The organism is Pseudomonas sp. Hz4 (assembly GCF_054898165.1).
Window position 1 is genome coordinate 2,196,895 of sequence record NZ_CM142719.1, and the last position, 13,554, is coordinate 2,210,448.

Annotated in this window: 12 protein-coding genes and 2 pseudogenes; 9 read left to right on the forward strand and 5 right to left on the reverse strand. The window is 58.7% G+C overall.

The genetic code is table 11. The features are described from left to right. Positions 1-72 precede the first annotated feature (72 nt). The 5 genes and pseudogenes from ACYZTR_RS09845 to ACYZTR_RS09865 form a co-directional block, all read left to right on the forward strand. Positions 73-822 (forward strand): hypothetical protein, encoded by a 750-nt coding sequence (locus ACYZTR_RS09845; protein WP_461978415.1) that lies wholly within the window; start codon positions 73-75, stop codon positions 820-822. Between the two features lie 101 nt (positions 823-923). Next, positions 924-1,709 (forward strand): sulfite exporter TauE/SafE family protein, encoded by a 786-nt coding sequence (locus ACYZTR_RS09850; protein WP_461978417.1) that lies wholly within the window; start codon positions 924-926, stop codon positions 1,707-1,709. 184 nt (positions 1,710-1,893) lie between these two features. After that, positions 1,894-2,493 carry a biliverdin-producing heme oxygenase gene (locus ACYZTR_RS09855; protein ID WP_461978419.1) on the forward strand — a complete coding sequence of 200 codons (600 nt, stop codon included), beginning with the start codon at positions 1,894-1,896 and terminating at the stop codon, positions 2,491-2,493. After that, positions 2,490-2,834, forward strand: a pseudogene (locus ACYZTR_RS09860) (ATP-binding protein); the annotation flags it as partial. The gene ACYZTR_RS09855 and the pseudogene ACYZTR_RS09860, both read left to right, overlap by 4 nt. 66 nt (positions 2,835-2,900) lie before the next feature. Then, positions 2,901-4,700, forward strand: a pseudogene (locus ACYZTR_RS09865) (ATP-binding protein); the annotation flags it as partial. Between the two features lie 20 nt (positions 4,701-4,720). Here the strand turns inward: ACYZTR_RS09865 and ACYZTR_RS09870 are convergent. Then, a complete protein-coding gene (locus ACYZTR_RS09870; RefSeq protein ID WP_461978421.1) occupies positions 4,721-5,089 on the reverse strand; it encodes a VOC family protein in 369 nt (122 codons plus the stop codon). Positions 5,090-5,269: 180 nt separating this feature from the next. Between ACYZTR_RS09870 and ACYZTR_RS09875 the strand changes: the two genes are divergently transcribed. Continuing rightward, entirely contained in the window at positions 5,270-5,842 is a 573-nt protein-coding gene (locus tag ACYZTR_RS09875) for a DUF4174 domain-containing protein (RefSeq protein ID WP_461978423.1), read from the forward strand. A gap of 56 nt (positions 5,843-5,898) precedes the next feature. Beyond that, on the forward strand, positions 5,899-6,525 hold the full coding sequence (locus tag ACYZTR_RS09880) for a DUF6124 family protein (protein ID WP_461978425.1): 627 nt from the start codon (positions 5,899-5,901) through the stop codon (positions 6,523-6,525). A gap of 102 nt (positions 6,526-6,627) precedes the next feature. Here ACYZTR_RS09880 and ampC read toward each other — a convergent pair whose 3' ends face one another. The 3 genes from ampC to ACYZTR_RS09895 form a co-directional block, all read right to left on the reverse strand. Continuing rightward, complete coding sequence (gene ampC / locus ACYZTR_RS09885; protein WP_461978427.1) at positions 6,628-7,785, reverse strand: class C beta-lactamase; 1,158 nt, start codon at positions 7,783-7,785, stop codon at positions 6,628-6,630. 115 nt (positions 7,786-7,900) lie between these two features. Continuing rightward, positions 7,901-9,244, reverse strand: coding sequence for a glucarate dehydratase (gene gudD / locus ACYZTR_RS09890; protein ID WP_461978429.1), 1,344 nt, complete (start codon positions 9,242-9,244; stop codon positions 7,901-7,903). Between the two features lie 37 nt (positions 9,245-9,281). Further along, the gene (locus ACYZTR_RS09895) at positions 9,282-10,628 is read right to left on the reverse strand and encodes an MFS transporter (protein ID WP_461978431.1); all 1,347 of its coding nucleotides are present in this window, start codon (positions 10,626-10,628) and stop codon (positions 9,282-9,284) included. A gap of 271 nt (positions 10,629-10,899) precedes the next feature. Between ACYZTR_RS09895 and ACYZTR_RS09900 the strand changes: the two genes are divergently transcribed. After that, a complete protein-coding gene (locus tag ACYZTR_RS09900) occupies positions 10,900-11,613 on the forward strand; it encodes a FadR/GntR family transcriptional regulator (RefSeq protein ID WP_461978433.1) in 714 nt (237 codons plus the stop codon). Between the two features lie 92 nt (positions 11,614-11,705). Beyond that, entirely contained in the window at positions 11,706-11,936 is a 231-nt protein-coding gene (locus tag ACYZTR_RS09905; protein WP_461978435.1) for a hypothetical protein, read from the forward strand. Positions 11,937-12,111: 175 nt separating this feature from the next. Here ACYZTR_RS09905 and trhP read toward each other — a convergent pair whose 3' ends face one another. Then, the gene (gene trhP / locus ACYZTR_RS09910) at positions 12,112-13,437 is read right to left on the reverse strand and encodes a prephenate-dependent tRNA uridine(34) hydroxylase TrhP (protein ID WP_461978437.1); all 1,326 of its coding nucleotides are present in this window, start codon (positions 13,435-13,437) and stop codon (positions 12,112-12,114) included. Between the last annotated feature and the right edge of the window lie 117 nt (positions 13,438-13,554).

Genomic DNA, 13,554 nt, shown 5'->3' on the forward strand with positions numbered 1-13,554 from the left:
GCATTCATGGCTCTATCCTTGGCCAGCCTGCGGCGATCCCCACCGCCGGCCCATGCCCAAGTTCAAGAACCCATGGCTCGAGTTTTACCCCTCACCACCACGCCAATCCGCCGCCATTGCCTGCTGTTGGTCTGCTTGTCGATGCTCGCAGCCTCCGGGTGCAGTCAGCAGCAGGGCAGCGACATCATCAGCCAGTTCCGCGAAGGCAAACCCCAGGAATTCCTCCAGACCAGCGTCGACCGCATGGCGACCCTGGCGATGCGTGACAACCTCGACAGCCTCTATCTGCTGATGAGCAAGCTTTACCTGCGCAACCCGGACGAGCTGAAAAAATCCGGCTTCCTCGATGCCCGCACCGCTGGCAAGCAAGTGCGCATGGCCATCGAACAGCAACAGCCGCTGCCGACCCTGGGCGGCAAAAAAGACCTGGCAGCGTTGAGTTATGCCATGAGCCCGGAATTTCTCGGCGATCGGGTTGGCGCTTTCATCTATGCCATCGGCAGCATGCTCGTCACTGCCCACGGTAATCGGCTCGAGTTCTACATGACGGATGCGATCAACCCGACGTTCGTCAGCAACGCTGCCCGCAACATCGAGAAAGCCACCTGGATACTCAGCCAGCGGCAAAACAAGCACGGCGAGCCTTTGCTGTTCTCCAACGAAATTTCAGAGGAGGGCAGCAACCTGAGTTTTGCCGTGGAGTTCGGCAAGATCGTTGCGCGGCTGGACCTGCTGACGCAGTTGCTGGACGAACGCTACCGCCGGATAGGTTTGAATTACGCGCAGAGTTTGTTGTTTTTGAATTTCTTGCCCGTGCAGTAAACAGGAAGTGCATAAAGATAGATCGCATCGATATAAGTGGTTATAAGAAAAATCGCTATGCTGCGGGCCAGATTTTTTATGCGTTTTTTGTGGGCGTGTTAATGGAATTCGGTAATTTCGGTTTAGTCGTAGCAGGTCTGGTCGTCGGCTTTATTGTCGGGATGACTGGCGTGGGTGGCGGTTCGTTGATGACCCCCATTCTGTTGTGGTTCGGCGTCAATCCAGCCACCGCAGTGGGCACGGATTTGCTGTACGCGGCGATTACCAAGTCCAGTGGTGTGCTGGTTCATAGAAAGAACAAGAACATCGACTGGGCAATTACCGGTTGGTTGACCCTCGGCAGTGTGCCGGCGGTGGCACTGACGCTGTGGTTCCTGAGCACCCTGCAGGCATCACCCGAGGCGATGAACGCTGTGATCAAACAGGCGTTGGGCTTTGTCCTGTTTGCCACGGCGCTGGCGATTTTCTTCAAGAAACGCCTGCTCGATTTCGCCCACAAACGCGCTGGCGGTCATTACAACCCCAGCGGCAACCGCTTGAATGCGCTGACCGTGATCACCGGCCTGGTCCTCGGCACCATGGTTGCCCTGACCTCCATCGGCGCTGGCGCCCTAGGCACTGTCGCGTTGTTCATTCTTTATCCGCTGCTGCCGACCCGCCGCCTGGTGGGCACGGAAATCGCCCACGCCGTACCGCTGACCCTGGTTGCAGGCCTTGGCCATGCGAGCATGGGCAACATGGATTGGCATGTGCTGGGTTACTTGCTGGTCGGTTCGCTGCCGGGGATTTACCTGGGCAGCCACCTGACTGGCCGCATCTCCGATGAAGTGCTGCGTCCTTGCCTCGCCACGATGCTGGTGCTAATCGGTTACAAACTGGCCTTTTAGGCCGCACAGGTTCAAGAAACAAACCACCTCCTGCACCGTATAGGTGCTACGGTTCAAAGCCCGCCTTCATTTACCCGTAAATGACCTGTTGGCGTTTCTCCGTGATCGACAAGAGGTGGCACGTGTACACGCTAATCGCTGAATATCAGAGCCACGAAGCCGGGTATTGCTTCGACACACTGTCGTGACCACCCTACCCAAAAGCCTGCCGCTGATTCTCAGTGAGCTGCGCACCGCGACGACACGGCAGCATCAAGTGCTGGAAAAACGCATCCCGTTTTTCACCGCCGATTTATTGCTCTACACCCGCCTGATCAAGGCTTACTACGGTTTTTATCGGCCGCTGGAAAACCTGCTGTGCCAGATGGCGATGACCATTCCCGATCTGGACTGGCTGATCCGTAGCAAAACTCCGTCGCTTGAAGGCGATCTGTATGCCTTGGGTCTGGACGCTGGCGCCATTGATGCCATCCCCCTCTGCCAGTTTTCCTTTCAGCCCCGCTCCATGGCCGATGTGCTGGGTGTGTTGTACGTCCTTGAAGGGGCGACGCTGGGCGGGCAATCGCTGCGCAACGGCCTGTACTCGCGCCTCGGTGTCGATGAACACACGGGCGGCCGCTTTTTTGCGGTGTACGGCACGTCGACCTTGCTGATGTGGCGCGGTTTCCTGGCGTGCCTGTATGAGGTGTGTGATCCCGTTGAACGGGCGGCGTCGGTGACCGCGGCCCAAGCGACGTTCGAGGCCTTCGAAGGTTGGCTCGAGCACTGCGAAGTATTGATATGAATCGCCTCACTGATGAGCAACTCGACGCTGCGCTCGCCGAGTGCGCCCGCGAAGCGATCAGGATTCCGGGGTCGATCCAGCCCCATGGCGTTCTGCTGGCCCTGAGTGAGCCTGAGTTGATCATCCAGCAGATCAGCCGCAATTGCGCGTCATTGCTTGGGCAGACGGCGGCGGCTTTATTGCAGCAACCGTTGACGATGCTGTCGGGTGCAACGGCGGCAGAGCAGGTTCGCCAGGCGCTGTTGTTGAATGATCTGGAGGATGTCAATCCGTTGGTGCTGGAGATGGGGGCGCAGCGGTTCAACGGATCGCTCAACCGACATGACGACGTGATTATTCTTGAACTGGAGCCGTTGCACGACGCTGCGCCGGACAACACCGGCATGCTGCTTCGGGCCTTGCGGCGGATGCAGGCAGCCAGCACGCTGGACGACTTGTACACCGTCAGTGTCGATGAAATCCGCCGCCTGACCGGCTTCGACCGGGTGATGATTTATCGCTTCCAACCGGCGGGGCATGGGCAAGTCATCAGCGAGGCGCTGGGCGGAGTTCTGCCCGGTTACCTGGGGCAATGTTTCCCCGCCTCGGACATTCCCCCGCAGGCGCGCGAGCTGTATCGCTTGAACTGGATTCGGGTGATCCCGGATGCGCGCTATGTGCCGGTACCGATTCTTCCGGTGTTGCGCCCTGACACCGGACAGCCGCTGGACCTGGGGTTTGCGGTCCTGCGCAGCGTGTCGCCGGTGCACTGCCAATACCTGGAAAACATGGGCGTGCGGGCCTCCATGAGCCTGTCTTTGCTTGCGAGCGATCAGCTTTGGGGGCTGATCACGTGTGCCCATCCTGAACCGCTGCTGGTGAGCCATTCGGTGCGCACGATGTGCGCCGCGATCGCCCAGTTGCTCAGCGTGCAGATCACGGCACTGCACACCCGGGACGAACAGGCCCAACGTGAACAGAAATCCCGGCTAATCAATGAACTGACCGCAGCGATGCGCCTGGCTGACAACGATGTGCTGGAGGGGCTGCTCAACCACCCGCAGCCATTACAAGCCCTGACCGGGGCCAGTGGCGTCGCCGTATTGATCGAAGACCGCTTGCAGCTGTTCGGTGAGTGCCCGACGGTTGAGCAGGTACGAGCCCTTTACCTGTGGGTGCGCGAGCAATGCCTGGAAAGCGGCGAGCCGCTGTTGACCGACCACCTGCAAGGCCTGCACGGTGCCAGCGCCCTTTACAGTGACGTGGCCAGCGGTCTGCTGGCGTTCGTGCTGCCCAAACCGGTGGACAACGGCATCCTGTGGTTCCGCCCGCAACTGCGCTCCAGCATGAAGTGGAGCGGCAATCCTGATGAGCATTTCAGTGGCGGAGACGACAACCGTTTGCAACCGCGTACTTCCTTTGCGCTGTGGGAACAGCAAGTGGAGGGCCGGGCGCGCGAATGGAGCGCGGCGGATGCTTATGCGGTCAGTGAGCTACGCCGCAATGCCATCGAAAACGACCTCGCCCGTCAGGTGCTCCGCGAGCATGAAGCGGTTCGCGAGCGTGATGAGTTAGTGGCAGTGGTGTCCCATGACCTGCGCAATCCGATGACCATTATCATCATGCAATGCGGAATGATGCAGCGCCTGGTCGCCAAGGACGAAGGCAAGCATACCGTGCGCCTGAGCGCGGCCTTGGGCACCATGGAGGATGCCACCGCAAGGATGAACACCCTGATTGCCGATTTGCTGGACAAGTCGAAACTCGATGCAGGCAAGTACCCACTCGAGTGCAAGCCGCTAGATGTGGTCAATCTGCTTGAAGAGACCTGTGGGTTGCTGGTGACCCTCACGTCTCACAAAAACATCGAACTCAACTGCAGCAGTTCTGAAGGCTTGAGCATCGACGCCGATCCCCAGCGGTTGTTCCAGGTGCTGTCGAACCTGTTGGGCAATGCGATTAAATTCACCCCGTCGGGCGGACGTATTGACCTCAGCGCCCGCCAGGTAGACGGCAAGGTGCTGATCTCGGTGCGCGACAACGGCGGCGGTATCCACGCCGTGCATTTGCCGCACATCTTCGAGCGCTACTGGTCGGTTCGTGACGGTAATCCCAACGGCAGTGGCCTGGGGTTGTACATCTGCCGCAGCATCGTGCAGGCGCATGGCGGAGAGCTTTGGGCCGAGAGCGAACCAGGGATTGGCAGCGTGTTTACCTTTTCCATTCCGGCGTTGGCGGCTGACGCGGCCTAGGGCCGGGTCATGATCTCCAGCAGATGCCCGTCCGGGTCATCGAAGTAAACCCGCCGGCCACTGCCGTAATCGTTGATCTCGTTCGGTCGCTGCTTGCCAGGGTCGGCCCACCAGGGTTGCTTTCGTGCTTGCAGGCGGGCGAAGGCCGCATCGAAATCGTCGTCACCGATCAAAAACGCGTAGTGCTGGGAGGCAATCGGCGGGTCATTGTCGTAGAAGTCCAGCGACACACCGTTGTCGAACGTGACGATCAGCATCGGGCCGAAGGGCTCGGGGCTGGGTAGACCGAGGATTTCTGCCAGGTAGCTTGCCGATATCTGCTTGTCGCGGCACCAGACAATGGTGTGGTTTAGCTGAGCGCTCATGCAGAGGTCCTCACGGCGGATCAGGGCGTTGTTGTTGAACTATGAGATTAGCTCAGCCTGTTGCGCAATGACCGCCCTGGCCTAAGCTTTGGGCAAGGCTAGACACAATTGCGGTGCGTCACCCGGAACGAACGCCGCGATGCGCAATCATTAGAGCGTGGATATCAAAAGGAGATGCGCATGCTCATCAGGTCATTGACCCTGACTACCCTGCTGGCTTTCGCCGGCCCCTTGTTCGCCGCCGATGGCGACACACCTCTGGATATGGACAAGGGCAGGGCGCGGCCACTGATTGTTATTGCTTCCAGCACGGTTGATCCGGTGTGGGTGGGTCTGAAAAAGTCGCTGGCGGATCCGGCCAACAAGGAGGGTGTCGCCCAACGCAATATCAGGGTGTACACCGTGCTGAACATGTTCGGTCAGCTCGACGGCAAGGATCTCGGCCAACAGGACACCATGGCACTGATCCGCTCGCTGAAACTCGGTGCGGGGGCGCTGCCCAAGGTTATCCTGGTGGGCAAGGACGGCGAAAAGAAATTCGAGAGTTCGGGGGATGAATCAAAATCGGTCGATTTGAAGAAAATTTTCGAGACCATCGACGCGTTGCCAGTGACCGAGAAAGAAGCAGCAGCGCCGACGGTCGCGACGCCCGTTGTAGCCGAACCGGCCGCTAAGGGTGCCAAAGGCGCAAAACCGGGCAAACCGGCCAAACCCGCCAAACCCGCCAAGCCCCCTGAAATGCCGGACGATTAAACGCCGACTTTTGTAGCAGCTGGCGCAGCCTGCGCCAGCTGCTACAACAATGAAAAATGGGCGACCTCTGGAGGTCGCCCATTTTTTTTGCTCGGCTGTTGCAAAAAAAAACGGGTGTTCCAGGGCGAGATGTATTGGCTTCTATTGGTCTCGGAAATTTCCTGCAAGTCCTGTCGGACTTTATGAACTGGTTTCTGTCAGAGCGCACCGCTAGCCTTCGTCAGCCACCGCAAAATCGCGGTCGGACGTGGGAGTCCGCGACACTGAGGGATCCAGGGACGAAAAACACCGATGGCACAAAAGGAGCCTCGTCTGTGAAAAAATTCAGCCAGAATCAACCGCAAACCCTAACCGACGCCGATCATCTCGGTCCCGCGAAGCTGTGTGAAACCGCAAAAGACGCAGTCATTCGAAGTCCCAGGCGTACCGCCACGACCCAGCAGATCTTCACTGTTGCCCCCGGTGTCGACATGCTAGCCCTGCTAAATCAGGCCTGTGAGACCCTTGCCTCCCTGAATGTCCTGATTGCGGATTTTACCGGCAAACTGGAAGGCTCGAACCGCAATGTGCTGCTGTCGATTCAGCAATTGGCGTCGGTCGCCGAGTTGTTGGTGAATCAGGCACGGGAAAATCTTGATCCGAGAAGCGATGCGCCTGACGCTCAGCCGCCGACTCGGCATTAAGCTGACGCATTAACGACAATGGGCGACCTAAAAGGGCGCCCATTTTTATTACTGACATTGACACCCGCGCGACAGGCAAATGATTGTCTCCAGAGGACTACTCTATTTGAGTAGTGCGCTCAATATTTTGTGTGCGATCTTGATTCGCTCAGGGATCGGGTAGTTTTTGTTGGCCAGGATTACGATGCCGATGTCTTTCGACGGAACGTACGCCACGTAAGCACCGAAGCCGCTTGTTGAACCGGTTTTGTTGATCAGCACGCTTTTCGGTTGAGGTTGCGGCGGGGTCAGCCACTGAACTTCGTGAGCCTCCATCGCCATCTGCGTCGAGTTACCCGCCAGCAACGTATCGAGGGTGACCGGGTAGTTGTAGAACTCCCAACCCAACCCCTGAGTCATCTCGCCCACCTTGTAGTAACCGGTATGTGTCATGGCAATTGCCCGCTGCAGCGGATCTTCAAGGCTGGCCGGTTTCATGTTCGCTTCAACATAACGAATCAGGTCCGCGGCGCTGGTTTTCACGCCATAAGCCTCGGATTCCAGTGCCCCCGGCCCAACCCGCACAGGCTTGTCATCCTTGTTGTAACCCTGAGCGTAAAGCCCCATTTGAGTCTGCGGCACCTTGAGGTAGGTGTGCTTCAGCCCGAGTTCCGGCAGCAGGGACTTTTCCATCAGCTCATCAAATGCCTGGCCCATGCTTTTGGCCGCCAGATAACCGAACAACCCCAGGCTCGGGTTCGAATACTGCCGATGGGTGCCGGCGGCATAAGTCGGTTTCCACTGTTTGAAATAGCCGAGCATCTTGTCCGGTGCATCGGCATCGTCGGGGAATTGCAGCGGCAGGCCGCCAGCACTGTAGGTGCCCAGTTGCAGTACGCTGATGTTATCGAACGCGCTACCACGCAGTTCCGGCAGAACGCTGCTGGCCTTGTCGGACAGGGACAGTTTGCCGGTGGCCTGAGCGTAGGCGGCGAGGGTAGCGGTGAAGGTTTTGCTCACCGAACCGATCTCGAACAGGGTGTCTTTGGTGACGGCTTTGCCGTCTTCCTTCGAGGCCACGCCGTAGTTAAAGTAATGCGATTGGCCGTTGACGGTGATGGCCACAGCTATTCCGGGAACGGACTGGGCTTGCATGACCGGTCGTATCGCGGCATTTACCACCGTCTCGATTTGATCCTGTGCGACGCATTGACCGGTGGCGAGCACCGCCACGCAAACGGCGAGAGTCTTCAGCCTATCCATGTTGGTTTTGTCCGTCATTGATTCGATTGCGTGCCATTTTAGGGTGTTAAACGCTACGCTCCGAGCGGTTTTTATACCCGGCCGCCCATAGACGGGCCGGGCTGATTGTTAATAGGCCAGGCGCGCCGCTGAATTAGCGCACAAGGCACGGCCGCTTGTTATCGAATTTCCATCCCGGCATCAGAAACTGCATCGCCACGCTGTCATCCCGTGCGCCCAATCCCATACCTTTGTACAGTTCATGGGCCTTGGCCAACTGATCCATGTCCAGTTCGACGCCCAGCCCGGGTTTCTTCGGCACCTGCACGCAGCCGCCGACGATTTGCAGTGGCGCTTTGGTCAGGCGCTGACCGTCCTGCCAGATCCAGTGGGTGTCGATGGCGGTGATTTCACCCGGTGCGGCCGCCGCGACGTGGGTGAACATAGCCAGGGAAATATCGAAGTGGTTGTTGGAATGCGAGCCCCAGGTCAGGCCCCATTCATGGCACATCTGCGCCACGCGGACCGAGCCCTGCATCGTCCAGAAGTGCGGGTCGGCCAGCGGAATGTCCACTGATTGCAACTGGATCGCGTGGCCCATTTCCCGCCAGTCGGTGGCGATCATGTTGGTGGCGGTTTTCAGGCCCGTGGCACGACGGAATTCAGCCATGACTTCCCGGCCTGAATAACCGTTCTCCGCGCCGCACGGGTCTTCGGCGTAAGCCAGCACCTGATGCTGATCCCGGCACAGGCGAATGGCTTCTTTGAGTGACCACGCGCCATTCGGATCAAGGGTGATGCGCGCGTCGGGGAAGCGTTCGGCCAGGGCGGTGACGGCTTCGATTTCTTCATCGCCACTGAGCACGCCACCCTTGAGTTTGAAGTCCTTGAACCCGTATCGGGCGTGAGCGGCTTCGGCCAGGCGGACCACGGCGTCGGCGGTCATGGCCTTTTCGTGACGCACGCGGAACCAATCGTTGTCGGCGTCCGGTTCGCTGCGGTAGGCCAGATCGGTTTCGTTGCGATCACCGACATAAAACAGATAACCCAGCATCTTCACTTCATCGCGCTGCTGACCTTCCCCGAGCAGGGCGGCCACCGGCACTTCCAGGTGCTGACCCAAGAGATCAAGCAGCGCCGCTTCAAGGCCCGTGACGGCGTGGATAGTGATGCGCAAATCGAACGTCTGTAGCCCGCGACCGCCGGCATCGCGATCAGCGAAAGTCTGGCGCACCTGATTGAGGATCTTCTGATAAGTGCCGATCGGGCTGCCGACCACCAGGCTGCGCGCGTCTTCGAGGGTCTGGCGAATGCGCTCGCCACCCGGTACTTCGCCGACCCCAGTGTGACCGGCGTTGTCCTTGAGGATCACGATGTTGCGGGTGAAAAACGGCCCATGTGCGCCGCTCAGATTGAGCAACATACCATCGTGGCCGGCCACCGGAACAATCTGCATGCTGGTGATGATTGGGGCTTTTGCGGTTTCTTGTGCGTTCATTTTCTTGTCCTTTAACACCGTGCTCTTGAATGAGTGTTCAGCCGTGGTTGGGCGCTGGTTTGCCCAGAGCAATAGCCGGTGCGGTTTTCGGTTTATTGCGTGCGGCGAAGACGATGATCGCGGCAATGATCGAGGTCGCAGCCAGGCCGTACAGCCCGCCCTGAATCGAGCCGGTGCGTTCTTCCAGCAGACCGAACGTGGTCGGTGCGACGAAGCCGCCGAGGTTGCCCACCGAGTTGATCAGTGCGATCACACCTGCAGCGATCCGTGCATCCAGATAGGCCTGGGGAATCGGCCAGAACAACGACGACGCCGATTTGAAACCCAACGCAGCAAAGCAGATCGCAACGAATGCGAAGATCGGCCCGCCGGTGGTGGACATGAACATCCCGGCCGCCGCGATCAGCAGGGCAGCGGCGACCCAGGCTTGTTGATGCTTCCATTTGGCCGACAGCGAAGCGAAGGCGTACATGCCGACGATCGACAGCAACCACGGGATCGAGTTGAACAGCCCGACCTGAATGTCGCTCAGGTCGCCCATCTTTTTGATGATGCTCGGCAGCCAGAAGGTCGCGGCGTAGATGGTCAATTGGATGAAGAAGTAGATCAGGCAGAACAGGATGATCTGGCGATCCTTGAGCAGTGTGCTTAAGGAAGGTTTAATCGGCGTCGCGGCTTCGCGGGCCAGTTGTTCGTCGTCGATGGCCTTGACCAGCGCGTCCTGTTCTTCACGGCTCAGCCATTTCGCGTCGTGGGGTTTGGAGTCCAGCCAGAACCAGACGAACACGCACAGCCCGACTGAGAACATCCCTTCAATGAAGTACATCCATTGCCAGCCGTGCATGCCGAATCCGCTGATCTGAAGCAGCAGCCCGGACAGCGGACCCGAGATCAGCGAAGCGATGGCCGAGCCGCTGAGGAAGATGGCAATTGCCTTGCCGCGCTCCACGCCAGGCAACCAGCGGGTGAAGTAATAAATCACTCCGGGGAAGAAGCCGGCTTCGGCCACGCCCAGCAAGAATCGCAGAATGTAGAAGTGGGTTTCGTTCTGGATGAACGCCATGCAAGCGGCAACCAGGCCCCAGGTCAGCATGATGCGTGTCAGCCAGATTCGTGCGCCGACTTTTTGCAGGAGGATGTTGGAGGGGACTTCAAACAGCGCGTAACCGATGAAGAACAGCCCGGCGCCGAGGCCGTAGGCGGCGGCGCCGATGCCCAGGTCATGTTCCATGTGGGCACGGACGAAGCCGATGTTCACGCGGTCGATGTAGTTGACGATGAACATGATTACGAACAGCGGCAAGACATGGCGTTTCACTTTCGAGATGGCGGACTTCAGAACCGATTCGGCGCCATCGTTCATCCCGGATATGGATGTATTCACTGCGTTATCTCCCACTGATTATTGTTATGCGGGGTGTGGCAATGTTGATAGACATCATACAACTACATTTTTTCTTCCTGCAAGCGTCGTTGTTCAACAAAATAGCGCTTTATAAAAGGTTTATTCTTCTTATTGTGGTTTTATGGCGCCTGTTTGTTGGCCGTAATGCCGTAATTTTTGTATGTCGTCATACAAGTGACTGGCGTTTTTACTGAGATTCCCGTCCAGCGCAGTGCTACGATTCCGGTAGCCCTGCTTTCGGATGATCGCCATGCAAGAAGACCTCGACGCGCCTGCGCGCAAGCGACCCCACAACCTGGCCCATGACCTGGTCGCCAAACTGACCCAGAGCATCCTGCTCGGCCAAATGCTGCCCGGGGACAAGCTGCCGTCCGAGAACACGATTGTTCAGGAGCATGGGGTCAGTCGCACGGTGGTGCGCGAGGCGATCTCGAAGCTGCAGGCGTCCGGGTTGGTGGAGACCCGGCACGGTATTGGCACCTTTGTTATTGAACGAGCACCGGAGCAGGGGCTTCGGTTGAACGTTGATACTGCCCTGGGGGTGCGCAGCATTCTGGAGTTGCGCATTGGCCTGGAAACCCAGGCCGCCGCACTGGCTGCAAGCCGTCGCACGGATCATCAATTGGCGCAGATGCGCGAAGCGCTGGACGACTACCAAAGCCTGCTGGCCAACAACGACAGCTGCGTCGAAGCCGACAAGCGCTTCCATCTGCTGATCGCCGAAGCCACCGGCAACGTGTGCTTCACCGAAATCATGCAGCACCTGGGCAGCGCCATGATCCCGCGAACCCGCGTCAATGCCGCCGAGCGCGGTGCAGTGGACTTGAGCAGACTCGGGCAACTGGCCAACCTTGAGCACGAGGCGATTCTCAACGCCATCAAACGCCAGGATCCGGATGCAGCGCGGGCGGCCATGTGGCTGCACCTGACCAACAGTCGCGACCGGTTTTCGGCAGATCGCTGACAGCCGTTTGTCTACTCGATAGCACCTCATCCGCGGCCCTGCTTCCAACAAGTACGGCCCAGATTTGCTGGACCTCATCAGTGAGGTGCGTCATGGCTAACGATTCGATGTTCCAGGGTGGAACGCCCAATACCGACCCTGCCAAACCCATGCCCGGCACCGACGAGCCAACCCTGGATCATGACGCGCCTCCCGGCATGGACCCTTCACGGGACCCGGCTGGGACTGACGAAGATCGACCTGAAGACTGGATGGACCCTGATGCGGCCGAGGACGTTCCTCCGGCAGATGAGCCAACACCGCTATCCGATGACAGGCGATAAACCGAACCCGGCCAGCGCGCCGGGTTTTTATGCCGTGCAGTTCAACCGCGTCATCGTTCATCGCCGGCAAGCCCGCTTGTGTCTTGCGCAGGATTTAGACTGAGGATGAGAATAGTGATCGCCACAGACCTTGTGGGAGCTGGCTTGAACGGGTCCAGTAATTTTGCACATGAATCTAAACTGTGCCCACATCCCGCATCAACAACCCAAACCCCAAATCCACCGTCTCCGGAATCGGCAGATACACCGTGTGCCCATCCCCAGGCGCCACCTCTATCGGTTCGCCTTTGACGTTTTGCAGTTGATGCAAGTCGAACTGGAAGTTGCCCTTGGGCGTCATCAGTTCCATGTGATCGCCCAGGCCAAATCGATTCTTCACCTTGATTTCCGCCATCCGGTCACGCCGCTCACCGGTCAGCTCGCCGACAAACTGCTGCCGCTCCGACACCGAACTGCCGTGCTGGTAGTTCTGGTATTCGTCATGCACATGCCGCCGCAGAAAACCTTCGGTGTAGCCGCGCTGAGCGAGGGATTCCAGATCCGTCATCAGGCTGCGGTCGAACTCGCGACCGGCCACCGCGTCGTCGATCGCCCGGCGATAAACCTGAGTGGTCCGCGCGCAATAAAAGTGGGATTTGGTCCGGCCCTCGATTTTCAATGAGTGCACGCCCATCTGCATCAGGCGCTCGACGTGCTGCACCGCGCGCAGATCCTTGGCATTCATGATGTAAGTGCCGTGTTCGTCTTCAAAGGCCGGCATCAGTTCGTCGGGCCGGTTGGCTTCCTGCAACAGGAACACTTGATCGGTCGGGGCGCCGATGCCCAAGGTCGGTTCAGGCTGGACGGTCTGCACGATCTCGCCCAGCTGATTTTCCGTGGCCTGCTGCGCCGAATACTTCCAGCGACAGGCATTGGTACAGCTGCCCTGATTGGCGTCGCGTTTGTTCATATAGCCCGACAACAGGCAGCGCCCGGAATAGGCCATGCACAAGGCGCCGTGGACAAAAACCTCCAGCTCCATCGCCGGGACCTGCTCGCGGATTTCGGCGATTTCTTCCAGGGACAGTTCCCGCGACAAGATGATCCGGCTCAAGCCTTGTTGCTGCCAGAACTCGACACTGGCCCAGTTCACCGTGTTGGCCTGCACCGACAAGTGGATCGGCATCTGCGGGAAATGCCGACGGACCAGCATGATCAGACCCGGGTCGGACATGATCAGCGCGTCCGGTGCCATGGCAATCACCGGCGCCAGGTCTTTGAGGAAGGTTTTCAGTTTGGCGTTGTGCGGGGCGATGTTGACTACCACATAAAAACGCTTGCCCTGAGCTTGGGCCTCGTGAATGCCGAGGGCGAGATTGGCGTGATCGAATTCGTTGTTGCGCACCCGCAGGCTGTAACGCGGCTGACCGGCGTACACCGCATCGGCGCCATAGGCGAAGGCATAACGCATGTTTTTAAGGGTGCCCGCGGGGGCGAGCAGTTCCGGGGGGAGCAGGGTCATGGCAGTGTCGGTCACAAAAGCCGCCGAGAATAAGCGGCTTGCCCCAAAGATTCATTGATCTGGATCTATGCTTGATGAACAAACGGATGGCACTCGCGCGAACCGTGGCGGACTAAG